27 protein-coding genes and 1 tRNA gene are annotated in these 24,135 nt (G+C 59.8%); 7 read left to right on the plus strand and 21 right to left on the minus strand.

What is annotated here, in order from left to right:
* Positions 1-148: 148 nt before the first annotated feature.
* Positions 149-2,329 carry a primosomal protein N' gene (gene priA, locus Q7U49_RS01795; protein WP_304762040.1) on the plus strand — a complete coding sequence of 727 codons (2,181 nt, stop codon included), beginning with the start codon at positions 149-151 and terminating at the stop codon, positions 2,327-2,329.
* A gap of 23 nt (positions 2,330-2,352) precedes the next feature.
* Here the strand turns inward: priA and Q7U49_RS01800 are convergent, their stop codons facing one another.
* From Q7U49_RS01800 to Q7U49_RS01810, 3 genes are all read right to left on the minus strand, one after another.
* Entirely contained in the window at positions 2,353-3,147 is a 795-nt protein-coding gene (locus Q7U49_RS01800) for a class I SAM-dependent methyltransferase (RefSeq protein ID WP_304762041.1), read from the minus strand.
* Between the two features lie 131 nt (positions 3,148-3,278).
* Complete coding sequence (locus Q7U49_RS01805; RefSeq protein ID WP_304762042.1) at positions 3,279-4,244, minus strand: AEC family transporter; 966 nt, start codon at positions 4,242-4,244, stop codon at positions 3,279-3,281.
* Between the two features lie 10 nt (positions 4,245-4,254).
* A complete protein-coding gene (locus Q7U49_RS01810) occupies positions 4,255-5,079 on the minus strand; it encodes a class II glutamine amidotransferase (protein WP_304762043.1) in 825 nt (274 codons plus the stop codon).
* Positions 5,080-5,274: 195 nt separating this feature from the next.
* Here Q7U49_RS01810 and Q7U49_RS01815 point away from each other — a divergent pair, with 195 nt between their 5' ends.
* The 3 genes from Q7U49_RS01815 to Q7U49_RS01825 all read left to right on the plus strand — a co-directional run bounded on the left by Q7U49_RS01815 (position 5,275) and on the right by Q7U49_RS01825 (position 8,972).
* Complete coding sequence (locus Q7U49_RS01815; protein WP_304762044.1) at positions 5,275-6,849, plus strand: FimV family protein; 1,575 nt, start codon at positions 5,275-5,277, stop codon at positions 6,847-6,849.
* Between the two features lie 102 nt (positions 6,850-6,951).
* Positions 6,952-7,893 (plus strand): RNA polymerase sigma factor RpoH, encoded by a 942-nt coding sequence (gene rpoH, locus Q7U49_RS01820; RefSeq protein WP_304762045.1) that lies wholly within the window; start codon positions 6,952-6,954, stop codon positions 7,891-7,893.
* A gap of 89 nt (positions 7,894-7,982) precedes the next feature.
* Entirely contained in the window at positions 7,983-8,972 is a 990-nt protein-coding gene (locus Q7U49_RS01825) for a tripartite tricarboxylate transporter substrate binding protein (protein ID WP_304762046.1), read from the plus strand.
* Between the two features lie 34 nt (positions 8,973-9,006).
* Here Q7U49_RS01825 and Q7U49_RS01830 read toward each other — a convergent pair whose 3' ends face one another.
* The 6 genes from Q7U49_RS01830 to Q7U49_RS01855 all read right to left on the minus strand — a co-directional run bounded on the left by Q7U49_RS01830 (position 9,007) and on the right by Q7U49_RS01855 (position 13,613).
* Positions 9,007-9,357, minus strand: coding sequence for an HPF/RaiA family ribosome-associated protein (locus Q7U49_RS01830; protein WP_304762047.1), 351 nt, complete (start codon positions 9,355-9,357; stop codon positions 9,007-9,009).
* 143 nt (positions 9,358-9,500) lie between these two features.
* Positions 9,501-10,112: an SCO family protein gene (locus tag Q7U49_RS01835; RefSeq protein WP_304762048.1), complete on the minus strand. Its 612-nt coding sequence runs from the start codon at positions 10,110-10,112 to the stop codon at positions 9,501-9,503.
* 40 nt (positions 10,113-10,152) lie between these two features.
* Positions 10,153-11,046 carry a heme o synthase gene (cyoE, locus tag Q7U49_RS01840; protein WP_304762049.1) on the minus strand — a complete coding sequence of 298 codons (894 nt, stop codon included), beginning with the start codon at positions 11,044-11,046 and terminating at the stop codon, positions 10,153-10,155.
* Positions 11,043-12,194 carry a heme A synthase gene (locus Q7U49_RS01845; RefSeq protein ID WP_304762050.1) on the minus strand — a complete coding sequence of 384 codons (1,152 nt, stop codon included), beginning with the start codon at positions 12,192-12,194 and terminating at the stop codon, positions 11,043-11,045. The genes cyoE and Q7U49_RS01845 overlap by 4 nt, the downstream gene beginning before the upstream one ends.
* A gap of 4 nt (positions 12,195-12,198) precedes the next feature.
* Complete coding sequence (locus Q7U49_RS01850) at positions 12,199-12,897, minus strand: hypothetical protein (RefSeq protein WP_304762051.1); 699 nt, start codon at positions 12,895-12,897, stop codon at positions 12,199-12,201.
* Entirely contained in the window at positions 12,894-13,613 is a 720-nt protein-coding gene (locus Q7U49_RS01855; RefSeq protein WP_304762052.1) for an SURF1 family protein, read from the minus strand. The genes Q7U49_RS01850 and Q7U49_RS01855 overlap by 4 nt, the downstream gene beginning before the upstream one ends.
* Before the next feature lie 51 nt (positions 13,614-13,664).
* Between Q7U49_RS01855 and Q7U49_RS01860 the strand changes: the two genes are divergently transcribed.
* The gene (locus Q7U49_RS01860; RefSeq protein ID WP_304762053.1) at positions 13,665-13,871 is read left to right on the plus strand and encodes a twin transmembrane helix small protein; all 207 of its coding nucleotides are present in this window, start codon (positions 13,665-13,667) and stop codon (positions 13,869-13,871) included.
* A gap of 57 nt (positions 13,872-13,928) precedes the next feature.
* Here the strand turns inward: Q7U49_RS01860 and Q7U49_RS01865 are convergent, their stop codons facing one another.
* The 7 genes from Q7U49_RS01865 to Q7U49_RS01895 all read right to left on the minus strand — a co-directional run bounded on the left by Q7U49_RS01865 (position 13,929) and on the right by Q7U49_RS01895 (position 19,326).
* Entirely contained in the window at positions 13,929-14,792 is an 864-nt protein-coding gene (locus tag Q7U49_RS01865; RefSeq protein ID WP_304762054.1) for a cytochrome c oxidase subunit 3, read from the minus strand.
* A 15-nt stretch (positions 14,793-14,807) separates the two neighbouring features.
* Positions 14,808-15,380 (minus strand): cytochrome c oxidase assembly protein, encoded by a 573-nt coding sequence (locus Q7U49_RS01870; protein WP_304762055.1) that lies wholly within the window; start codon positions 15,378-15,380, stop codon positions 14,808-14,810.
* Positions 15,359-15,505, minus strand: coding sequence for a hypothetical protein (locus Q7U49_RS01875; protein ID WP_304762056.1), 147 nt, complete (start codon positions 15,503-15,505; stop codon positions 15,359-15,361). Before Q7U49_RS01875 ends, Q7U49_RS01870 begins: the two co-directional genes overlap by 22 nt.
* Before the next feature lie 17 nt (positions 15,506-15,522).
* Positions 15,523-17,127 (minus strand): cytochrome c oxidase subunit 1, encoded by a 1,605-nt coding sequence (locus Q7U49_RS01880; RefSeq protein WP_370653947.1) that lies wholly within the window; start codon positions 17,125-17,127, stop codon positions 15,523-15,525.
* Positions 17,128-17,168: 41 nt separating this feature from the next.
* Entirely contained in the window at positions 17,169-18,029 is an 861-nt protein-coding gene (gene coxB, locus Q7U49_RS01885) for a cytochrome c oxidase subunit II (protein WP_304762057.1), read from the minus strand.
* Positions 18,030-18,185: 156 nt separating this feature from the next.
* Positions 18,186-18,413 carry a cytochrome c oxidase subunit II transmembrane domain-containing protein gene (locus tag Q7U49_RS01890; protein WP_304762058.1) on the minus strand — a complete coding sequence of 76 codons (228 nt, stop codon included), beginning with the start codon at positions 18,411-18,413 and terminating at the stop codon, positions 18,186-18,188.
* On the minus strand, positions 18,406-19,326 hold the full coding sequence (locus tag Q7U49_RS01895; RefSeq protein ID WP_304762059.1) for a biotin synthase: 921 nt from the start codon (positions 19,324-19,326) through the stop codon (positions 18,406-18,408). The genes Q7U49_RS01890 and Q7U49_RS01895 overlap by 8 nt, the downstream gene beginning before the upstream one ends.
* Before the next feature lie 37 nt (positions 19,327-19,363).
* Between Q7U49_RS01895 and Q7U49_RS01900 the strand changes: the two genes are divergently transcribed.
* Both Q7U49_RS01900 and Q7U49_RS01905 read left to right on the plus strand, forming a co-directional pair.
* The gene (locus Q7U49_RS01900) at positions 19,364-20,059 is read left to right on the plus strand and encodes a ComF family protein (protein ID WP_304762060.1); all 696 of its coding nucleotides are present in this window, start codon (positions 19,364-19,366) and stop codon (positions 20,057-20,059) included.
* A gap of 20 nt (positions 20,060-20,079) precedes the next feature.
* Positions 20,080-20,553, plus strand: a complete 474-nt coding sequence (locus Q7U49_RS01905) for a tRNA (cytidine(34)-2'-O)-methyltransferase (RefSeq protein WP_304762061.1) — start codon at positions 20,080-20,082, stop codon at positions 20,551-20,553.
* An 86-nt stretch (positions 20,554-20,639) separates the two neighbouring features.
* Here the strand turns inward: Q7U49_RS01905 and Q7U49_RS01910 are convergent.
* The 5 genes from Q7U49_RS01910 to Q7U49_RS01930 form a co-directional block, all read right to left on the minus strand.
* Positions 20,640-20,715, minus strand: a tRNA-Thr gene (locus Q7U49_RS01910).
* Positions 20,716-20,768: 53 nt separating this feature from the next.
* A complete protein-coding gene (locus Q7U49_RS01915) occupies positions 20,769-21,290 on the minus strand; it encodes a ClpXP protease specificity-enhancing factor (protein ID WP_304762062.1) in 522 nt (173 codons plus the stop codon).
* 17 nt (positions 21,291-21,307) lie between these two features.
* On the minus strand, positions 21,308-21,919 hold the full coding sequence (locus Q7U49_RS01920) for a glutathione S-transferase N-terminal domain-containing protein (RefSeq protein ID WP_304762063.1): 612 nt from the start codon (positions 21,917-21,919) through the stop codon (positions 21,308-21,310).
* Positions 21,920-22,022: 103 nt separating this feature from the next.
* Positions 22,023-22,712, minus strand: coding sequence for a cytochrome c1 (locus Q7U49_RS01925; RefSeq protein ID WP_304762064.1), 690 nt, complete (start codon positions 22,710-22,712; stop codon positions 22,023-22,025).
* Between the two features lie 15 nt (positions 22,713-22,727).
* Positions 22,728-24,128: a cytochrome bc complex cytochrome b subunit gene (locus tag Q7U49_RS01930; RefSeq protein ID WP_304762065.1), complete on the minus strand. Its 1,401-nt coding sequence runs from the start codon at positions 24,126-24,128 to the stop codon at positions 22,728-22,730.
* Positions 24,129-24,135: the final 7 nt, after the last annotated feature.

Genomic DNA, 24,135 nt, shown 5'->3' on the forward strand with positions numbered 1-24,135 from the left:
AGCAAGCTAACCGAAGCCTTGATTTGCAAGGCCTGGGGACCGTTGCAGAGCCCTTATCAACAAAGTTATCCACAGAAAATCTGGATGACTTATAAAAGCTCTCAAAATCAAGCACTTAACGCTTTTTCCGCAAGTTCACTTGAACAAAATGCCACCTCCCTCCGCCCCTGGCGCCTGCTTGACTCAGGTGCTCGTTCACACGCCGGCGCACAGCCAGATGACGGGCGCGCTGAGTTATTGGAGCCCGGCGCCCCTACCCCCGGGCACCCTGGTGCGGGTGCCGCTGGGACAACGCGAACTGCTGGGCGTGGTCTGGCCCGGTGAGTCGGCCACCCCACCCGACACCGCGCTGGACCCAGCCAAACTGCGCCCGATCACGGCGGCCCTGGAGGCCCTGCCCCCCCTGAGCCCCCATTGGCGGGCCCTGATCAGCTTCGCCGCCGGCTACTACCAGCGCACGGCCGGCGAAGTGGCCTTGGCGGCCTTGCCGCCGCAACTGCGCGACATGAGCAGCGTCCAGCTCGGACGCCGACTGAAAAAACTGGCCAAGGCGGCCAGCGCATCCGTCAAACCAGAAACCAGGCCAACTCAGGCGTCCGACACGGCGCCGGCGCCCGAGGCAACCGGTGCCAGTCAGAGCGTCCGGTTGACGCCAGAGCAGCAGCAGGCCATCGACCAGTTTCACCAGCAGGCGGGCCCCTTCCTGCTGTTTGGCGCTACTGGCAGCGGCAAAACCGAAGTTTTCATGCACTGCACCGCTGCGCTGCTGGCCGCCTCAAGCGAGGCACAAGCGCTGGTCATGGTGCCCGAGATCAATCTGACACCGCAACTTGAAGCACGCTTCAAGGCTCGCTTTTGTGCCATCTATGGCGACGACGCTGTGGTTTCGATGCACAGCGGCATGACACCGGCACAACGCCTGAACAGCTGGCTGGCCGCCCACAGTGGCGCTGCCCGCGTGGTGCTGGGCACCCGCATGGCGGTGTTTGCGTCGATGCCGCAGTTGCGCTTGATCGTGGTCGACGAAGAACATGACCCCAGCTACAAAAGCGGTGAGGGTGCGCGCTACTCGGCGCGTGATCTGGCCATTTACCGGGGCCGCCTGGAGGGCGCCAAGGTGATGCTGGGTTCCGCCACGCCCTCGCTGGAAAGCTGGTACCACAGCCGCCCCGCCGCCGAGGGCGGGCGCTACCTGCGGCTGGAGATGCCAAGCCGCATTGGCAGCGGCCAGTTGCCGCTGGTACGCCGGGTCGACATGAACCATCAGCCGAAGTCCTGCATCATCTCCCCCCCCCTGTTGGCCGCCATGGCTCAGCGCATCGCCCGGGGTGAGCAAAGCATGGTGTTTTTGAATCGGCGCGGCTACGCTCCGGTGCTGCAATGCAGCGACTGCGACTGGAAAAGTGAATGCCCGCATTGCAGCGCCTACCGGGTCTTTCACAAGATTGACCGCACCTTGCGCTGCCACCACTGCGGTTTGAGCGAGCGCGTGCCGCGTGCCTGCCCGGCCTGCGGCAACCCCGACATCGTGCCGCTGGGGCGCGGCACCGAACGACTGGAGGAGCACCTGGCCGAATTGCTGGCAGACCTGCGTCGCCCGGACGGCGAGCCGGTGCGCATCATGCGCATCGATGCCGACACCACGCGACTCAAGGGCACGCTCGAATCCCAGCTGGCGCAGGTGCACACGGGCGAGGTCGATGTGTTGGTGGGCACCCAGATGATTGCCAAGGGGCACGACTTTCGCCGCATCACGCTGGTGGCCGCCGTGAACCCGGACAATGCCCTGTTTTCCAGCGATTTTCGGGCGCCCGAGCGACTCTTCAGCCTGTTGATGCAAGCCGCCGGGCGGGCCGGGCGTGATGAAACGGTGGCCACCCAAAGCGAAATGTGGCTGCAGACTTGTCAGCCCACGCACCCCTTGTACGAGGCGCTGAAGAAACACGACTACCCCGCGTTTGCCGCCTCACAACTCAAAGAGCGGCAACAAGCCGCCATGCCGCCGTTCAGCTTCCAGGCGCTGGTCCGTGCCGAAGCACGCAGCCAGGAAGCCGCACAAGGATTCCTCAACCTGGCCAGCCAGACCGCAGCCAGCCAAAGCGATACGGCGGCCCTGCTGGCCCACCTCATGCTCTACCCGGCGGTGCCGATGAGCATGGCGCGCATTGCCAACATCGAGCGTGCGCAAATGCTGGTGGAAAGCCCGTCGCGCACGGTACTCCAGCGCTTCTTGAGTGCCTGGCAAGGCGTGCTGCACAGCACCCGGTCAGATCCCAGCTGCAAAGGCGTGATCCGCTGGGCGATTGACGTGGATCCGCTCAACATCTGAGCGGGTAATTCCTCCGGACAAGTTCAGCCGGCCTTGGTCGCCACGATGACCTGGAAGTTGCCAAAGAACGCCGTGTGGCGCTCGCAACGGACACCGGGCATGGCCTGCAGTTGCAGCACCGGGTCATGACTGTCCCACAGCGCCAGACCGTAGGGCTCGAAGACCTTGAAATAAGTCCAGCTCAAGGTACGCAGCAACCAGGGGCGGGGACGGTGGAACTCGCCCAGATACAACTTGCCGCCCGGGGCCAACACCCGCATGGCTTCGTTCAAGGCCTCAATTTTCAGATCATGCGGCAACTCGTGCAGCAGAAAAAACATCACGTTGGCCTGCACCGAGGCGTCGGGCTGTTGCATGGCGACCGCATTGTCCCGCAGGTACACCGTGCGATCGGCGTAAGCCCCGAGCTTGGTTCGTGCATGGTCGAGTTCATTCTGGATGATGTCGGCAATCAGCACCTTGCAGGCACCCGACTTGACGGCGGCATCGACCACACGGGGAATCACATTACCGAAGGCGCACGAGGTGATCAGGATATCTTTGTTCTTCAAATCATCCTGACGCAATCCATGGGTAATGATGGAGACCAGGCGGCTGTACTGAAATAACAAAATAGCCGAAATGATGGGCTGCCAGTCCACCAGACGAATCAGCCGCATGTTGGAATAGATGGGGTACACATGGGCGGCATCATGTGTCAGCTGCCCCATGGCACCACGCACGAGCAATGCGCCGCGGGTCAGGGTGAAGAAAAACAGGGCGGTGCTGGCGAGCACCACCACCACGGTAAAGACGGTATAAGAAAACCAGGCAGACATCGCGTTCTTTCAAATGACGGGTAAGGGAGTCAAAAAAATGACCAAGGCCGATTACACGCCCCTGGGAAAACCCTGTATTGATGCAGATCAAAATGCCAACAGGCGTTGGCGAAAGCGCGATGACAGCGCCCTTAGACCATCAGGGCCACGGCCAGCGAAAAGGTCAGAAAAGCGGCGGCGGTTGACACCAGAATGATGCGTGCAATGCGCCCGTTGTCGGCACCAAAGCGCTCGGCCAGCAGCGAGACATTACTGGCGCTTGGCAAGGCCGCAGTGAGCACAATGACCGTCAAGGCAAAACGCGATAACGGCAAGCCCTGACTGATCAGACCGGCGCCCACCAGCAGCACCAGCAGTGGATGTACAAACAGCTTGAAGAGTGCCACCGGCAAATAGTCACGCAGCAGTGGCGCCGTGGCATGACCCGCTTTGGCGAGCATTTGGGCACGCGCCAGCACCGCACCGATGGTAAAAAGCGCCACCGGCGAGGCCGCGTCGGCCAACAAGCCTATGGTCTGCGCCACCGGCGCGGGCGGCTCCCAACCGACCACCGACACCAACGCGCCCAACAAAATGGCCCATGGCATCGGGTTGGCCAGCACGCCCTTGAGTGCTTTTTTGAATGCCTTGGCAGCACCATGTTGGTCAGCCCCGTCCAGGCGTGACAGCGCAATACAAAGCGACGTGATCACGATCATGTCAATCATCATGGTCAGGATCACCGGCCCAGCCGACTGCGCCCCCAGCAAAGCCACCAACAGCGGCACCCCCATGAAGCCGGAATTGGGAAACGCACCTACCAGGGCGCCAAAGGACGCATCATTCCAACCAATGCGTGCATTCAAGCTCACTGCCACGATAAATCCCACCGTGATCAAGGCACAGATCAGCCAGGTGACAAAAACGCCGACATCAAGCAGTTGTCCTATGGGCGTGTCGGCGCCGAACCGGTACAACATGCACGGCAGGGCAAAAAACAGCACAAAGCCGTTCAAGCCGGGAATGGCCTCCAGGGGCAGCATGCGCCTGCGCGCGGCCAGATAGCCGCACAGCACCAGTGCAAAAAAAGGAAAGGTAATGACAACGATTTGCAGCACGGCGGCAGACTCAGCTTGGGTCAAAGGCAGCCAGCCCCCGGCCCGTCGTGCTGCAGTCCGCCAGCATGCCATCAACAAACACGTGGAGTTCGCCAGCCCGCATGGTGATCCAACTTTCATCGGTGGTCAGGGGTTCGGTCACGACGATCACCTGCCGGTCCTGCGGACTGTTGAGTTCGGCCAGGTTGACGCTGACATCCTCGTCTTTCAGGTGCACTTGGTGAAACGGGTGCTCACGCATCACGTAATGCAGTCGGGTGGTGGCATGCGCCCACAATGCCAAGCCGTTGCTGAGCAAAAAATTGAAGGTGCCGTGCCGGGCAATCGCCGGAACCAATTCGCGCAAGGTACAGCTCAGCTCTGCTACCGATGGCACGTCGGCGTGGGATTTGGCCAGCTCCTGCATCAACCAGCAAAAGGCCAGTTCGCTGTCTGTCGTGCCCACCGGCTGAAAGCTGCCGTGCAGCTTGGGCGCGTAATCTTTCAGGTCGCCATTGTGGGCAAAGACCCAGTTGCGGCCCCACAACTCGCGCACAAACGGGTGGCAATTTTCCAGCGCCACCTGGCCCACGGTGGCTTTGCGCACATGCGCCACCACGTTATGACTTTTAATGGGATAACTTTTGAGCATCTGGGCGATGGGCGAGGTGGCGGCACTGGCCTTGTCAACAAAATGGCGCACGCCCTTGCCTGGGGTGGCGCAGTCACTCTCGAAAAAAGCAATACCCCAGCCGTCTGCATGGTGGTCGGTGCAACCGCCACGCTGCGAAAATCCAGTAAAGCTCAGCGTCAGGCTGGCCGGCAGGTAGCTGTTCATTCCCAGAAGTTGACACATAAATCCGTGGCCTTGACAAAAGACATAACCGGAAATGAAACCAAAAGCGCTATTATTCAGCGTAAAAAAATAATGTACGGCGCTCCTGTCGGACAAGCGCAAGTCGCGACCGCCCTTGTTGTCAGATATCTCCGTGCTTGATTATGACGAATACGAACGCCCCATCTTGCCGCATCCGAAAATTTTGATACGCCCATGAGCCCAACACACATCAAAAAAACTGTCACAAAAGAAAGTGTGCTTGCGGCCACCAAATGGGGCCTGGTCCTTTTGTCCGGTGCCATCGTCGCAGCCCAGGCGATGACACTGGGAGAACTGCAGGGTGAGGCCCTGATCGGGCGTGCGCTGGACGTGAGCATACCCGTCCAATCCAGTGCAGGAGATGCCTTGTCTGAAGGCTGCGTCCGCGCTGACGTCTACTACGGCGAAGCTCAACAGGGAACGCCGCGCATCACGCTTCAAGAGAGCCGGCTGCGGGTGCAACTTGCCGAACCTGTCAATGAACCGGTTGTGAGGGTCCAGCTGCGCACTTTTTGTGGTGCCAGCCAGATGCGCAACTATGTCCTGCTGGCTGATCTGCCGCCGGATTTCAGTGCCAACGTGGCAACCAACACACCCCCCGTCGCAACCCCGGCCGCGTCCGAGACATCCAGCGCCAACCGCGCCCCGGCGGCGGTCGTGTTGCCCCAGGCGGCACCCGCCCAGGCCGCCAAACCCGTTAGATCGGCAGCCCGAAAGCCGGCTTCGTCCGTTGGCAAAAGCAAAAAAATAGCTCAGAAGCCCAAACCCACTGCCACCAAGCGCCCGCGCGATCCCAAGCCCGCAGTCGTGCAGCAAGCCAAATCGGTGCTCAAGCTGGATCCTCTGGAAATCCTGTCGGACCGGATGGACAACCTGGAACTCAACATGCCCTTTGTGCCAGCCGAGGACGCCCTGTTGCAAAGTCGACAGATTGCAGCGCTGCAGGAAGAGGTGAAGTCCATGCGCGAGCTCGCGGTCAAGAATGACAGCGCCCTGTTGGCGCTACGCAGCCAACTTGAACAAGCCCAATCCCGGCAAATGTTCAGCACCCTCCTTTATGCCCTGATCGCCGTGTTGCTCGCCGTCGTGGCGGGTCTGGCGTGGCTTTGGCACAGCCAGAAAAAGTTGACTGTTGCCGCGCAATCATGGTGGCAACACGCCTCGGACGAAGACCTGACGGCTTTTTTACAGCCCGAAGCGGCACCGCCGGCGTCCAAACCTGTTGCAAGCGTGGCAAAGCCACTCGTGATCACCCAGCCTGAACCCCTTCCGGCTCCGGCGACCGCGCCAATCGCCATCAACCCGGAGTCGGTTCAGGACCTTCGCCAGCAGGCAGAATTTTTTATTTCGCTGGGGCAGGATCACCGGGCCGTCCATATCCTGAACCAGCATGTTGCCGCCTCCGAGCTCCCCAATCCCCTGGTCTGCATGGACCTGCTGGGCCTGTACCAGCACGCCAATCAGGTTCCCGAATTCAATCAGCTGCGCGAGATCTGCGAGCAGCATTTCAATGTGCACTTGCCTGATTTGACCGATGACCTGCAGGACGGTCAGGACCTGGCTTCTTATCCTGACGTCCTGGCCACCCTGACGCGCCTGTGGCCTGGTGAACAGGCACAGCTTTTCATGGACCGCTGCATTTTTCGCAAAGCCGCGACCCAAGCCCTCTTCGACCTTGCGGCCTTCCGTGATCTGCTGAGCCTGCACGCGCTGGCAGAAGAGCTGGCCTTGCCCGTCACGCCACGCTGACCAAGGGGCTGAATCAACCCATTGACGCCGTTGAACCTTCCTGCTGGCACTCACTCATAGAGAGTGCTAACATTGCGAAATTGAGCAACAAGGAGTTCTGGCATGTCTACTTACACTGACGTTACTGGCAACCCCCTGACCCTGGCAAATCCCTGGTCGGTGGTACCGGCGCTGGGCCATCTGGATGCCTACATTGCGGCCGTCAACCGCATGCCCATGCTGACCCTGGAAGAAGAACAAAGCTACGCCCGCAAACTGCGCCAGGACAGCGATGTGGAGGCGGCAGGGCGGTTGGTGTTGTCCCACCTGCGGCTGGTGGTGTCGATTGCGCGCCAGTATCTGGGCTACGGCCTGCCGCATGGTGACCTGATCCAGGAAGGCAACGTGGGCCTCATGAAGGCTGTCAAACGCTTTGATCCGGACCAGGGCGTGCGCCTGGTGAGCTACGCCCTGCACTGGATCAAGGCCGAAATCCACGAGTACATCCTGAAAAACTGGCGCATGGTCAAGGTCGCCACCACCAAGGCCCAGCGCAAGCTGTTTTTCAACCTGCGCTCCATGAAGCAGCGTTACCAGAGTGATGACGCGGCGGCTGACCTCGACACGCACCGCAACACACTCAACGAAAGCCAGATCGATGCGATGGCCGCTGAACTCCATGTCAAGCGCGAGGAAGTGATTGAGATGGAAGCGCGCCTGGCGGGCGGCGATGTACTGCTGGACCCGAGTCCGTCAGATGATGGCGAAGATGCCTTTGGCCCGATTGCCTACCTGACCGATTCGGCACACGAACCCACGGCCATGCTGGAAGCGCATCACCGCGATCTACTGGCCAGTGACGGCATTGCGATGGCGCTGGACACACTGGACGAGCGCAGCCGACATATCGTGGAAGAACGCTGGCTGAAGGTGAATGACGACAGTAGCGGCGGCATGACACTGCATGATCTGGCGGCGGTGCATGGTGTCAGCGCCGAGCGTATTCGCCAGATCGAGGTCGCCGCCATGAAAAAAATGAAAAAAGTGCTGGTTGAATTTGCCTGAATCTCTGGCCCACGCCAGCAGGCGCCAGGCGCTGCGCCACAATACCCCTGACAGCCCCGGCTTCAGGGGTGTTTTTTACAGGAGTCATCATGCCTCGCCCATGGATCAAACTAAGCCTCATCTCGATCACCGTCGGCGTCCTGCCCCTGTGCGCGGCCGCCCAGGCGCCGTCGAAAGTAACACCCTGGCCTGCCAAGACCTTGCGCATCATCGTCGGCTTTCCTGGCGGGTCGTCGCCGGACCTGACAGCGCGCACACTGGCCGAGCCTTTATCCAAAGCGCTGGGCCAACCGGTGATTGTGGAAAACAAGGTGGGAGCCGGTGGCAACATTGCCGCCGATTACGTGGCCAAGGCCACGGACAACCACACCTTGGGCCTGATGATCAACGGCAATCTCACCACGGCCAAACTGCTCAACCCCAAGTTGCCCTACGACCCGCTCAAGGACTTGCTGCCCGTGAGTCTGGTGGGTGTCTCGCCACTGGTGTTGATGGCGCCGAAAACCGCACCGGGTGCTGACGCCCCTGCGTTTCTGGCAGCGGCCAGACAAGCCGGTAACCGCTGGAGCTATGGCTCGCCCGGTGTCGGCACGATCGGGCACGTTGGCATGGAGTTGCTCCAGAGTAAAACCGGCACCCAAGCCGTTCACGTCCCCTACCCTGGCTATGCCCAGGTGGCCACGGCCATGATCGGCGGGCAATTGCAGTTGTCCATGTTGCCACCCGCTCTGGCCCTGGCTCAGGTCAAGGGCGACAAGTTACGCGCCATTGGCGTGACGTCCAGTGGCCGCAGCGCCTTGGCACCTGAATTGCCCAGCATGGCTGAAGTGGGGGTGGCCAACTTCAATCTGGAAATCTGGAACGCCGTGGCAGCCCCCAAGTCCATGCCACCGGCTCTGGTGGCCAAACTGGCTAGCCTCGTCAGCGACATTGCGCGTTCCCCGGAAGTCCGGCAAAAACTGTTTTCCCAAGGGTGGCAAGTGGTGGGCTCCTCGCCCGAAGGACTGGCCAAGCGCATCCAGTCGGACACCTTGCTCTATGGCGACATCATCAAAAAACTGGGGGTGAGCAACCAGTAGCCAGCCAGCCCGGCGTAGCCGGGCAACGCGACGACTACTCTTGCGCCGCTGCGCGAATCGTGTCACGCCCGTGACGGTCCTTGGCGCGACCCAGGTCGGTGTCCAGCGCGCTGGCCAACTTGTCCACGGCACTGATGAAAGCGCCCGCCATCTTGTCGGCTTCGGCCGTCACGGTAACCGGCTGACGCCCGGCCAAGCGAGCCTCAAGACGACACCGCTTGTCGTTGACGCCAGATTTTGCACCGTCAATGTCGGTCAAAAAAACTTCCAGACGGGTAACGTAGTCCTTGAAACGGGCCAGGCGACCGGTCGCTTCGTCGCGCACCCATTGCGCCAAACCTTCTCCACCTTGAATGTGATCGTCTGTATTGACCTGAATCTGCATATTTTTTCTCCTGTTTTGACTTCAGTAAGTGCCCGTGACGAGCAATGAACGGTTCTGACTGTACCCCAGGCCCGCCAGCCGGCACATGACAATGCGCAGGGTTCACTCACAAGGCGCAAGGCATCACGCGGATGCCCCCGGCCTCAGGGTGCAGACACCAGCAGTTGCCTGATGTCAGCCGCCGTCAACTCGGGCTTGGTGCCGTAGCGGGTAAACAAGCGCAGCTTGCCGCGGGTGTCGTAGACGTAGCTGCCCGCGGTGTGGTCCATGGTGTAGCTGGTGGGGGTCGGGCCGTCCACTTTTTTGTAATAGACCTTGTAATCCTTGGCCAGCAAGGTCAGCTGTTCGGGCGTGGGCACCAAGGCCAAAAATGTCGGGTCGAAAGCGGCCATGTACTCCTTGAGCATGTCCGGCTTGTCGCGCTCCGGGTCGACACTGACAAACAAGCCCTGGACGCGCTCACCGTCCTTGCCCAGCAACTGCTTGATCCGGGCCATCTCCAGCATGGAGGTGGGGCAGACGTCCGGGCACTGGGTGTAGCCGAAGAACATCATGACAATTTTCCCCTGGAAATCCTGCAGCGTGCGCACCTGCCCATTGTGGTCGGTCAGGGAAAAGCCTTTGGCGTAATCGGCACCGGTGATGTCAATGGCCGTGAACTGGGGGGCATTGGGCGAGCAGGCGGAAAAAAGACTTGCCGCGCCCAGCAGCATGGCGCCGGCCGTGATTGATTTGATCGCGTTTCGTTTGTTCATGCGGTCGATGATAAACCGGGCCAGACCATCGCCTTGGCCGTTAGACGTAATGATCAATCAGCAGCGCAGCGAACAACAGGCTCAGGTGGATGAGCGAGAAACGAAAGGTCTTGCGCGCCAGCAGGTCAGAATAATCACGCCATAACCACCAAGCATGCAGGATGAACCCGGCGTTCAACAGCACCGCGACCACCAGGTACAGCCAGGAACTCATGCCGTAGATAAAGGGCAGCAAACACGCCGCCAGCAGGATAAAGGTGTAGAGCAACACCATCAACTGGGTGAACGCGTTGCCATGGGTCACGGGCAGCATCGGCAGGCCGGACTTGCGGTAGTCCTCCACACGGTACAGGGCCAGTGCCCAGAAATGCGGCGGCGTCCACAAAAAAATGATCAGAAACAGAATGATGGCCTCGGGCCCGACATTGCCCGCCATGGCGGCCCAGCCCAATACCGGCGGCATGGCCCCGGAGGCGCCACCAATCACAATGTTTTGGGGCGTCAACGGCTTCAAAATGACGGTGTAGATCACCGCGTAGCCAATGAAGGTGGCGAACGTCAACCACATCGTCAGCGGATTCACCGCAAAGTAGAGCAGCGCAGAACCCAGCGCACACAGGGTGGCTGAAAACAGCAGGGTTTGCCGGTCGCCAAGTTCGCCCTTGGCCGTGGGCCGCCAGGCGGTGCGCTTCATCTTGGCATCAATGCTTTTTTCGATGATGCAGTTGAAGGCCGCCGCCGCTCCCGCGACCAGCCAGATGCCCAGACAGGCAACGGCGGCCACCCCCACCTCGCGCCAGGACGGCACGCCGGGCACCGCCAGCACCATGCCGATCAAGGCACAAAAGACAATCAGCTGGATGACGCGCGGCTTGGTCAGCGCGTAATACTGGGCAAAGGCCGACAGGGCGACCGGCGACGCCAGGGTAGTCACGGCAGACGTCCCGCTTGCTGGGGAGCTGAGGACGCCGAACCGGCCAGGGTCCAGGTCAGCGTCAGCACCAGCGCGGCGGCGCCGCCGGTGTGCAACAGCGCAGCCAGGAGCGGCCAGTCCAGCACCACATTGCTCAGCCCAGTGGCCAGTTGCAAGCCCACCAGCGCTGCCAACGCGCGACTTGGGTTGCGCCACGCGTCGCTGCGATTGAGTTGCCAGGCCAGCAACGCGAGCACGACCAGTACCAGGTAGGCCATCAATCGATGCACGTAGTGGATGGCGGTCAGAGCTGAGAAATCGAGGGGTTCGCCAGTACCGGTCACACCCAAATGGCGCCACAACTCGAAGCCCTGGCTGAAATTCATCTCGGGCCACCAGCGGCCCTGACACTGCGGAAAGTCGCTGCAGGCCAGTACCGCATAGTTGGTGCTGACCCAGCCTCCGAGCAAAATTTGTACCCACAGCAAGGCAAGCCCGAGAACGAGCCAGCGGCGAAGGCCAGCCGGCAGCACCCGACTTGGCGGCGTCGGGTTGCCGCGCACCACCTGCAGCGCCAGCAAGGCCAGCAGCACCAGGGCACCCGCCAGGTGCAAGGTGACAATGGCGGGAAACAACTTCATGGTGACCGTCAGGGCGCCAAACGCCCCCTGCAAGCAGACCCAGAACAGGGTGAACGTGGCCCACCAGGGCGACAGCGCCCCTGGGGACGGCTTCCCCCCGGCGCGCGCGCTGATGCGCCATTGCAACCAACTGGTGAGTGTCATGGCCACGATCAGCGCGCCGACCCCAGTGGCCAGGTAACGGTGCAGCATCTCGATCCAGGCCTTGGCCTGCGTCACCGGACCGGTGGGCATGGCAGCCTGCTCCGCGGCAATGGCGTGCTGGGCGCCCAGTGGCGAGGTGCTGCCGTAACAACCCGGCCAATCCGGGCAACCCAGGCCCGAATCGGTAAGCCGGGTGAAAGCACCAAACAGAATCAGATCGAAGGTCAAGAAAAGCGTGAACAGGCGCAGTGCCTGGGCGCGCTGCAAGGGCGCATGGTGGCGGTTGCGCCAGTAGACCCAGGCCAACGGCCCAAGGGCCAGCAGCGCGCCCACCAGCAACAGGCTGGCCAGGGGTGTCAGGTCATAGAGGGGTTGCGCGTTCATGGGGTCATTGGCCCGCCACGCCAGCCTGGCGCCCTGGTGGATCCCACGCCAGGGAGGCCCGCAACAGATGCGCCATGTCACGTTTTGCTTTGCTGGCAGCGACACTGTCAAGCTGCGAAGGAAAGCGCATCATGGTGTTGCCCATCGGGTCCACCACGTAAATGAAGTCTTGCTGAACTTTGCCAGCGGGTGCGGGCAACCAGCGTGCCAAGTGCGCAGCGTCGACACGCAGCACGGTCGCACTGTCCTTTTTCAGGCTGGCTGCCAAGGTCGGATCCACCGGTGCCTGGTCATTGATCAACCAGAGCCAGTCCAGGCGGTCCATGTCCTTGCCCAGCATCAAACGGAACTGGCGCAATACCGTCAACTGCTTTTGGCAGTCCTGCAGGCAGGCCCCGCCATCCACCTTGACCAGCAACCACTGCGCCTTGAGCGATGGCAAAGCGAGACTGGCGCCATCCAGGGTACTTGCCTGCACTTCGGGGACAGCACGCACCGGGGTGATGAGTTCCCCGAGCCCGGCCTGTCCTTGAGGTCGCATCACGTGAAAAACAAAATAAGCCACCAGGACCGGCAGCGAACAAGCCAACAGAATAGCCAACAATTTCAGACGGCCACTGGCTACTGCGCGCGCCGCCTCGCCCGGCTTGGGCAGCGAATGCACCGTCAGGCCCAACACTTCATCCGGTGGCGACGGGTTCATGACGGCACGCCTTTGCGCACGCTGGCGAAAAAGAAGAACAACAGCAGAGCCACGGCCATGCCAAACCACTGAAACGCGTAACCCCGGTGCATGCCAACGCGGTCTTCGGGCGGCGCCCAGCGGCGCACCAGCGTGTCGGGTGTATCACCGCCGGTCTGCTGCAACACCACGGGCTGCAATGGATGCCCGAGCTGCTGCTGAAAGCGCTGCAGGTCCACCCGCGACCATAGCTTGGCCTGCGCCTCGGGACGGTCCGGCATCAGGAAAAACTTTTTGGTCGATGGCACGTTGGCGATGCCGGTAATTTGGACCCGCCCCTCGGGCGTGGCCACCACGGGCAGCACCGAGCGCCCCTGCGTCCAGCCGACCCAACCGCGGTTGACCAGCACCCGGGTGTCACTGCCTTCTATTTTCAAGGGGGTGATGACGTGAACACCAGGTTGGTCATTTTCCTGGCGGTTGTCCAGAAAAATCTGATGTTGTGCCTCGTAGGTTCCCATCACGGTGAATGCAGCATCCTGAGCGGTCTGGGCATCCAGCAGTTGGCCTGACATCGGCGTGGGCCCCAACTGGCTGCGCTGCGCGCGTTGCGCCAGCTCCTGGGCCAGGCGCTCACCCTTGCCGGCCTGCCATAAGCCGAGATAGATGAACATGACCAAGCCCAGCAGCATGGCCAGCGTCGGGATCAGACGAATACGGAGACGATTCTGGAACATGGACCTGAGGTTAAAAAGCATAATGCAGTCAAACTTTTCAAAGAGACTGTGATGCTGGCGAAAATTTTAATTCTGGCGACCTTGGCACTGATTTTGGTAAGTCTATTCAGTGCGCTGGCCTTGCTTTTCAAGACCGACGACCCTGACAAGCGCAAACGGGTGGTGCAAGCCCTGACCGTGCGCATTAGCTTGTCCATCGGCCTGTTCCTGACGCTGTTGGCCAGCTTTTACTTCGGCCTGATTCCAGGCCGCGGGTGATGCCAGAAGCCCACCTGGGTGGGCTTGAAGGTCAAATGTTCAGGTGCGGTGTCTGCCTCAGAGAATGTAAACAAAGACAAACAAAATCAGCCAGACCACGTCAACAAAGTGCCAGTACCAAGCCACCGCCTCAAACGAAAAGTGGTTGTGCGCCGACAGGTGCCCCTTCATGCCGCGCCCGAGCATCACCATGAGCATGATGGTGCCCAGGGTGACGTGCAGACCGTGAAAACCGGTCAGGATGTAAAACGTGGCACCGTATACACCGGCACCCAGGGTCAGGCCCATCTCGGCATAGGCGTGGGCATATTCGTACACCTGAAAACCCATGAAGGTCAGGCCCAGCGCGACGGTCATGGCCAGGCCCCAGGTCAGTTGGCTTTGCTTGCCCTTGATCAGGCCCCAATGCGCCCAGGTGAGGGTGGCACCGGATGTCAGCAGCAGCATGGTGTTGATGGCCGGAATGCCCCAGGCACCCATCGGCATGAACGGGTCACCCATGGGACCGGCGCTGGGCCAGACACTGGTAAATTGTGCATAGGGCGTTAACGCAGCCTCGTAGCCACCCAACTCCGGCAGGGAAATCTGGCGAATGTAGTACAGCGCGCCAAAAAAGCAGGCAAAGAACATGACCTCAGAAAAAATGAACCAGACCATGCCGATGCGGTACGAGCGATCTTCCCACACCGTGTAGGCACCACGCAGGTTCTCGCTGATCAACTCGCCAAACCAGCCAATGATCACGTAAACAATCAGCGCTGCACCCAACAACATGCTCCAGATGCCGGGGGGCGTTCCGTTGAGCCTGAAGATGAATCCGAGGGCCAACATGAAGATACCGACCGACAAAAAGGTCGAGTAATGGCTGGCAGCCGGCACAAAGTAGTGGCCGCGTGCAGCAGCTTGGGGGGCGTTTGTCATTTTTTTCCTTAATGATCAGCTTTTTGTCTTGACGGCTTCAAAGAAAGTGTAGGACAGGGTCACGGTGCCCATGTCACGGTCCAGCTTGGGGTTCACCACAAACACCACCGGCATGGTGCGCGACTCTCCAGGCTGGAAGGTTTGCTGGGTAAAGCAGAAACACTCCAGCTTTTCAAAATGCAGTGACGCCACCGCCGGCGTCACACTGGGAATGGCCTGCCCCACGAACACCTGGTCACTGTGGTTGGTGACGGTGTAATTCATGCGGGAAATTTCACCGGGATGGATGCGAATGGAAAACTGCTCGGGCTTGAAGCTCAGACCCACGCCGGGCATGGTATGGCTGAGAAATTCGACATTGACCGAGCGCGACAGATCGACCTGGGTGTTCTGGTCTGCCACCATGGCCTCGCTGTTGGTCTTGCCGTTGAGCCCGGTGATCTCACAAAAGACGTCGTACAAGGGCACCATGCCAAAGCCGAAACCGACAAAAAACAGCGCCACGAAGCCGAGTTTGATTCCCATGCGCACATTGCTGCGCTGGCGCTCAGCCCCGGTCTGGCCGGTCAAAAGGGGCGATATTTCCATATGGAACCCAAAAAGATCATCACGACGATCACGGCAACAAGGTAGCCCAGGCGCTTGTTGTTGCGCCTGCGCTTGTCCCACTCGGCTGCGTCAAAGGCAGCGCGCTCCATCTCCGGCAATTTCATCTCGATCTCAATGACGGTTATTTGATGACGGGAGGTGTCTCGAAGGTGTGGTACGGCGCCGGTGACGGCACGGTCCACTCCAGGCCCTCGGCGCCTTCCCAAGCCTTGTCGCCCGCCTTTTCGCCACCCTTGATGGTCTTGTAGACGTTGTAGACAAAGATCAGGTGCGACACACCCAAGATGAACGCGCCAATACTGGACAGCATGTTCCACTCGGCAAACATCAGCGGGTAGTCGGGAATACGACGCGGCATGCCCGCCAGACCGACAAAAAACTGCGGAATGAAGGTCAGGTTGAAGCCCACCACAGCCACCCAGAAGTGCCATTTGCCCATGGTCTCATCAAGCATGTGGCCGGTCCACTTGGGTAGCCAGTAGTACACCGCCGCCATGGCACCCATCACCGCAGACGGGTAAAACGCGTAGTGGAAGTGCGCCACCAGGAAATAAGCATTGTGGTACTGGGGGTCAGCTGCCGCGTCGGACAAGGCCAGCCCGGTCAGGCCACCCCAACCGAACAACACCAGGAAACCCAGGGCAAACAGCATCGGCGTTTCAAAGGTGATTGAACCTTGCCAGACCGTGGCGATCCAGCAAAAGAACAGCACCGCCAGCGGGAACGAGATGGCCATGGTGATGTACATGAAGTAGATCTGTCCACCCAGTGACATGCCACTGGTGAACATGTGATGGGCCCACACAATCAAGCCCAGACCGGCAATGGCCCAGAACGAATACACCTGCGCCTTGTAACCATAAATCGGCTTGCGCGCAAAGGCCGAGAACACGTGGGGCAGTGCGCCGGCAATCGGCAGCAGCAGCACATACACCTCCGGGTGACCCATGAACCAAAAAATATGCTGCCACAGCACCGGGTCACCGCCGCCGGCGGCATTGAAGAAATGGGTACCAAAGTGGCGGTCCATCAGCACCATGGTGACGCCACCCGCGAACACCGGCATGATGGTGATGAGCAGCACGGCCGTCATCAGAAAGCCATGGGCGAAGAGCGGCATCTTCATCAGCGTCATGCCCGGGGCGCGCATGTTCAGGATGGTCACGATCACGTTGATCGAGCCCAGAATGGACGACACACCCAGCATGTGAATGGCAAAAATGGCAAAGTCCATGCCCCAACCGCTTTGAATCGACAAGGGGGCGTACAGCGTCCAGCCGGTATCAACGCCGCCAGGGCCCACACCCATCAAACCCAGGAAAAACGGCAGCGTCAGCATGATGGCAGCGGGCGGCAAAATCCAGAAGCCCCAGTTGTTCAAGCGGGGCAGCGCCATGTCAGGCGCGCCAATCATCATGGGCAACATGTAGTTGGCCAGACCGGTGGCCGCCGGCATGGCGAAGCCAAACACCATGACGAGGCCGTGCAGGGTGATCAACTGGTTGAACAACTCGGGTTGCACGAATTGCAGGCCAGGCTGAAACAACTCGGCGCGAACCACCAGAATCATGGCACCACCGACAAAGAGCATGGCGAAACCAAAAATCAGGTACATGATCCCGATGTCTTTGTGGTTGGTGGTTTCCAACCAGCGCATCCACCCGCCCTTGTAGTGTCCCGCATGGGAATCACCCACCGGCATGCCATGTGCCATATCGTGTGCCATTGCCAACTCCTTCTACTGAATTTCTGAAATTTGATGCCGTTTTACTGGGCTTTTGCCAGCGCGAGCTGCGCCACGGGCGCCAGGGCGGCCGTTGGCACTACTGCCGCCGCCGGGGCTTTTTTGCTGGCCAACCACTTGGCAAACTCTTCGTCACTGACCACATGAACCACGACCGGCATGAAGCCATGCTCTTTACCGCAAAGCTCAGAACACTGGCCGCGGTAGGTTCCGGTTTTCTCAACAGTGGCCCAGAATTCCCGCAAGAAACCGGGAACGGCGTCGCGCTTGACACCGAAAGCGGGCACCCACCAGCTGTGGATCACGTCATTGGAAGTGGTGATGAAACGCACCTTTTTGCCGACAGGCAAGACCAGCGGGTTGTCCACCTCCAGCAAATAATGCTCGCCCTTGGCCGCCCCGTTGTCAATCTGATCTCGCGGGGTGGTCATGCGACTGGTAAAGCTGACGCCTTCGGCCGGAAACTCGTACTGCCACAGCCACTGGCTACCCGTCACCTTGACCACCAGTTCTGCGTCGGTCTTGGTGTCCTCGTACATCACCACCGCGTGGTAGGCAGGAATGCCAATCACCACGTAGTCAAGAAACGCCAGCAGGGCAAAGGGCGACAGGACCCAAAGCCACTGCTTGCGATTGGTCGGGCCGGTGTAACTGGCCGCCTTGTAACCAGCGTCCTTGCGATGCACACGAAAAGAATAAATCAACAAGCCAAAGACCAGGAAAAACAGCACCAAAATCACCACCATGACGAGGTTGTGCATGTGCAGCGTTTCGCGTGCAATCGGTGTCACGGGCTCCGGAAAATTGAAAGCATACTCAGCCCAAGCGGCTACCGAGCCCAAAGCCAGCAGAACGCTCAAGCCAAACTTGTACATGCTACGCATAAATCGCGGTCCTTCGTGTGGGGATTGATGACCGAACAATGGTCATCTAATTGATATTTATCAATCGATTCTAATGGATCATCAGCCGCAAATCCCCCAAAAACTACAAGGGGAAACCCCATATCCGGGCGAACCCAGGAAACTTGTTTGGCAAGGTCAGGGGAGCCAGAAAATGCGCACGATCGGCCACACCAGCAACAGCACAATGATGCAGGGTGCGATAGTCCAGGCCATCTCGATCAACAGCGAACTGTGAAAATTGTCCTGCGCCAGCTGACCGCGCCGATGGTGCCGCCAGGAAGCCCACAGCAGCGCGGCAAAAGAGGCCAAAAGAATCAGCAGGCAAAGCGCCATCAGCGCCCAACGAAAGTCGAGTTCATTCATGTTGATTCAGACTGGATTGCGGTTCAGGGCGGCCAGCGCTTGCGACTTTGCCGCGCGTCAGGGCAGCACGCATCTGGTCCAGCGTGATTTCACTTTGTGCCTGCACCGCGAGCTTGGGCGCCGGCTTGAAGGCGTGGCCATACACCACCTCAAAAGTCAATTGCATGGCATTTTTCTCAATGGCGTCGAGCAGCTGGGTATGCCAGCGGCGCCCACGCAAGGCCTGGAAGCGGTCGACGTGAAGGTTGCGCCCCAAGCCCCGCAACTCCTGAAGCACCCGCTGCGGCGACTCGAAGGTGAGCGTGATGCGCTCCATGTCCATCACCGGCTCGGCAAAGCCGGCACCGATCAACATGTCACCCCAATCGTGCATGTCGGTGAATTCGTGGCTCGGCGCTGGCCAGTCCAGCGCCTGGTAGAGCACCCGCAGCTCTTTGAGGCTGTCCGGACCCAGGCACGAAAACATCAAAAAACCATCCACCGCCAGGGCCCGATGCCACTGCTGCAGCAAGGCCTGCGGCTGGTGGCTCATGTGCAGGTTCATGTTGGCCCACAGCATTTGGGCCGGCTGCGTGACCTCGGCAAGCACCTGCGACCGGGCTTGCAGCCAACGCCTGGCCTGCCACCAAGGCGGCGTCACCATCCGTTCGACATGCCGGGCGTTTGCACCACCGGGCTCAACCAAGGTACAGGTCGCGCGCGGATAACGCTGCGTTAAAAGGGCATGGGCCTGCATGCCTCCATTGAGCGGCGCCCAATGCAGCCAACTTTGCGGCTGACAGGTGATCCAGTCCAGCCGTTCCTGCATACGCCGCGCAACCTCTTCATGCAACCAGGCCGAGGCCGCCGCAGGCCGGTGTTGCCAGCGCAAAGCAGCCTGTGGATCAACGGAGGGGGGCGATAAATGGGCCATGGCGCAATCAAAAAGAAGACGCGAGTATATTGACTGAATGTTCGCCCGCTTTTTCTCAAGGATGTTGCAGCCTCCCGCCAGCCAATGCCGGGTCTGCCGCAGCTGGCCGGCGCAGCCCGTTTGCGACGCCTGTGTGGCCGAATTTGCCCAGCCCCAGGCGCGCTGTCGCACCTGCGCCTTGCCCTTGCTGGCGGGTCTGTCCCAGTGCGGTGCCTGCCTACGGGAACCACCGCCCCTGGATCTGTGCTTGGCCGCCGTGCCCTACGCCTTTCCCTGGGCGCACTTGATGGCCGATTTCAAGTTCAATGAGCAGCCCGCACTGGCCGGATTCTTTGCCCACCTGCTCAAGGCCACGCCCTGGGTCGAGCCGGCGCTGGAAGCGGCTGATCTGTTGCTACCGATGCCGCTGTCCAGTCAACGCCTGCAGCAGCGCGGTTACAACCAGGCCCTGTTGTTGGCCAACCATCTCAGCGCGTCCAAAACACACACGGACCTGTTGCTGCGCGTGGTGGACACACCCGCACAGCACGGACTCAAGCGCACCCAGCGCCTGACCGCCCTGAATCAGGCTTTTGCCGTAGATCCACTGAAAGTTTCGACAGTCAAAGGCGCGCAGCTGGTGCTGGTTGATGATGTCATGACCACCGGAGCGTCGTTGAACACCGCCGCGCGCGTGCTCAAGGCGGCCGGGGCATCCCACATCACCGGTCTGGTGGTGGCGCGCACTGAATAAGCCTGCGCGACAATGCAGACATGTTTCATATTGTTCTGGTTGAGCCCGAAATCCCTCCCAATACCGGCAACGTCATCCGGCTGGCGGCCAACACCGGCTGCACCCTGCACCTGGTGGAGCCGCTGGGTTTTTCGATGGACGACAAACACATGCGCCGCGCCGGGCTGGACTATCACGAATACGCCACCCTCAAACGTCACGTCAGTTGGCAGAGCTTTCTGGATGAAGAGCAGCCCCTGCCTGAACGCCTGTTCGCGCTGACCACCCGCGCCACACAAAACGCGTTCGAGGCGAGCTTCCTGGCCGGTGACTACCTCGTGTTTGGCTCCGAGACCAAGGGCCTGAGTGAGGAGGTGCGCCGATCATTCGCAGCACAGCAAACCTTCAAGTTACCCATGCTGCCGGGCCAGCGCAGCCTGAACCTGTCGAACGCGGTGGCGGTGACGGTGTTCGAGGCCTGGCGGCAAAACGGCTTTGGCAGCCGGCAGACTTGACCAGAAAATTGTCAGCAATAAAAAACCCGCGCTCGGACAAACGAGGCGGGTTTTGAAGGGTTCTGGTACTGTTGACAACAGTGAAATGGTGCCGATTATCGGATTCGAACTGATGACCTACCGCTTACAAGGCGGTTGCTCTACCAACTGAGCTAAATCGGCACAAGTTGTATTTTACATGGCAGATTCACGCCGAATTCGCCTGCGTGCAAGGCTTATTTGATGCGCGTCAGCGTGGGCCGTCCGCCCGTCTTGGGCTTGCTCACCGCGCTCTTTGTGGCGCTTACAGATTCAGGGGCAGTCGCCGGCACGCTGGCCAGATGGGACGACACCAGCTCCGCACTGCTGCGGTCTTGATCCTGCGGCTCATCATCTTCAGCCAACGCGGACTGGTCAGCGCCTTGCGCATGCGGACTGGCTTTTGGAAAGGCCATGCCCTGGCCATTTTCCCGGGCAAAAATGGCCAGCACACGGTCTACCGGCACCATGACGTCGCGCGCCACGCCAGCAAACCGGGCCTTGAATGCCAGATAGTCGTTGCCAAGCTGCAGGCTGGTGGTGGAGTCATAGCTGATGTTGAGCACGATCTCGTCATCCTTGACGTACTCACGCGGCACCTGCACGCTGCCGTCGACCCAGACCGTGACGTAAGGCGTCAAACCGTTGTCAGTGCACCATTCGTGCCAGGCACGAATCAGGTAGGGCTGGGACGAGGTCAATTCCGGAGCTGGCTTCATGACGTCAGTAGCGGCCGTTATTTGCGCATGACTTTTTCAGACGGCGTGAGCGCCTCAATGTAGGCGGGGCGAGAAAAAATGCGCTCCGCGTACTTGAGCAAAGGCGCCGCGTTCTTGCTGAGTTCGATGCCGTAGTAGTCCAGACGCCAAAGCAGCGGCGCAATGGCCACGTCGAGCATGGAGAAACCTTCACCGAGCATGAATTTGTTTTTCAAAAACACCGGCGCCAGCTGGGTGAGCCGGTCACGAATGTGAGCGCGGGCTTTTTCCAGCGCTTTTTCATTGGTCTTGGCGGTACGGGATTCGAGCGTGATCACATGGGTGAACAGCTCCTTTTCAAAGTTCAGCAAAAACAAGCGGACGCGTGCCCGATCGACCGGGTCACCGGGCATCAACTGCGGGTGCGGAAAGCGCTCGTCGATGTACTCGTTGATGATGTTGGATTCGTAAAGGATCAAATCACGCTCGACCAGAATCGGCACCTGGCCATAAGGGTTCATGACGTTGATGTCTTCGGGTTTGTTGTACAGGTCAACGTCACGAATCTCAAAGTCCATGCCCTTCTCGAACAGGACGAAACGGCAGCGGTGTGAGAAGGGGCAAGTTGTACCCGAGTAAAGCACCATCATGGTGGAGGCTCCTAAAAAAGTAAAAGCGGACGGCGGTTAGGCGGCCCACTCAAAAGAGTCTGCGGGGCGCCACTCAAGACGCTCCCCAGACAGGTAGATGGTGCTATTTGATGTCTTTCCAATAGGCTTTATTCAGTTGCCAGGTCAGAAAGATCAAGCCAGCCAAAAAGATCAGCACCCACATGCCGATGGCTTTACGCGTGGTCTGGGCCGGCTCGGCCATCCACTGCAGGTAGTTCACCAGGTCGCCGATGGTCTGGTCGTACTGACCCGGCGTCATGCTGGCTTGCATTTCCCATAGCACATGCGGCATGGCCACGTTCGGGAAAACATGGTTGTTCCAACCCGTGGGCTTGGTGTCGTCCTTGTAAAAACCGCGCATGTACGAATAGAGGTAGTCGGCCCCGGTCCCACCGGCACCGGCACGTGAACGGGCGATCACGGTGAGGTCAGGCGGATTGACACCAAACCAGGCCTTGGCCTGTTGTGGATCAATGGCGGCCTTCATCGTGTCGCCAATTTTGCTGTTGGTGACCAGCAGGTTGTCCTTGATCTGCTCCTGCGTCAAACCAATATCGGTCAGGCGGGTGTAGCGCATGAAAGCAGCCGAGTGGCAGTTCAGGCAATAGTTGACGAATACCTTGGCGCCGCTTTGCAAGGCCGCCATGTCGGTGATCTTGTTTGGCGCCTTGTCCCAAGCCGCGCCTACCGACGCCGCCTGCACCGCACCGGCCAGCCCCAGGGCCAGCGCCATACCAAGCATGATTTTTTTTGTGAAACCCATGATTTTCATGTTGTGTTCTCCAGTTCAATGGGCCGTGAAGTTGACGCGGCTGGGCACTTGTTTGAAGGTCCCCAGGCGACTCCACCAGGGCATCAGCAGGAAAAAGCCGAAGTAGAACAAGGTGCCAAACTGGGAAATACGACCGGCAATGTCTGATACGGGTTGCGTGCCCAGGTAACCGATGACGAAAAAGTTGATGACAAAGGCAGCGTACAAGGCCTTGTGCCAAGTGGGACGGTAGCGAATCGACTTGACCGGGCTGTTGTCGAGCCAGGGCAGGAAGAACAGGATCACGACACCGCCGCCCATGGCGACCACGCCCCAGAACTTGGCATCGATGGCCATCATCATGGCGACCACCACGAGAGCCCCACCCACGATCACAGCCTTGAACAGGCTGGGCATCTTGATTTTGACAACGGCCAGCACAGCACCCGCCAGCACACAGGCCATCAGCACGTACATCATTTCCGAGGTCACGGCGCGCAACAGGGTGTAAAACGGCGTGAAGTACCAGACAGGCGCAATGTGCAGCGGCGTCTGGAACGGGTCTGCCGGGATGAAGTTGTTGTATTCGAGGAAGTACCCGCCCATTTCTGGCGCAAAGAAGACGATGGCAGAGAACACGAACAGGAACATGCTGACTGCAAACACGTCGTGCACAGAGTAGTAAGGGTGGAAAGGAATGCCGTCGAGCGGAATGCCGTTGGCGTCCTTGGTGGCCTTGATTTCGATGCCGTCGGGGTTGTTGGAGCCGACTTCATGCAAGGCGATGATGTGCGCCACCACGAGGCCCAGCAGCACCAGCGGCACCGCGATGACGTGGAAGCTGAAGAAGCGATTCAGGGTGGCATCACCCACCACGAAGTCGCCACGAATCAAGAGCGCCAGGTCCGGGCCGATGAACGGAATAGCCGAGAACAGGTTCACGATCACCTGAGCACCCCAATAGCTCATCTGGCCCCAAGGCAGCAGATAACCCATGAAGGCTTCGGCCATCAAGGCCAAAAAGATGCCGCAACCAAACAGCCAGATCAGTTCACGCGGTTTGCGGTAGCTGCCGTACATCAGGCCACGGAACATGTGCAGGTACACCACCACAAAGAAGGCCGAGGCGCCCGTGGAGTGCATGTAGCGAATCAACCAGCCCCAGGGCACGTCACGCATGATGTATTCGACCGAGGCAAAAGCCAGGGCGGCATCGGGCTTGTAGTGCATCACCAGGAAAATGCCCGTGACGATCTGGATCACCAGCACCAACAGCGACAAAGAACCGAAGATGTACCAAAGATTGAAGTTCTTCGGCGCGTAATACTCGCTCATGTGCTCCTTGAAGAGCTTGGAGAGCGGGAAACGGTTGTCGACCCAATTCAGTGCTTTTTCACCAGCAGAAGCGTTGGGGGAGATTTCGTGAAAAGTAGCCATGTTTTTT

It is taken from the genome of Rhodoferax sp. (assembly GCF_030653815.1).
In the GTDB taxonomy this organism is placed as follows: domain Bacteria; phylum Pseudomonadota; class Gammaproteobacteria; order Burkholderiales; family Burkholderiaceae_C; genus Rhodoferax.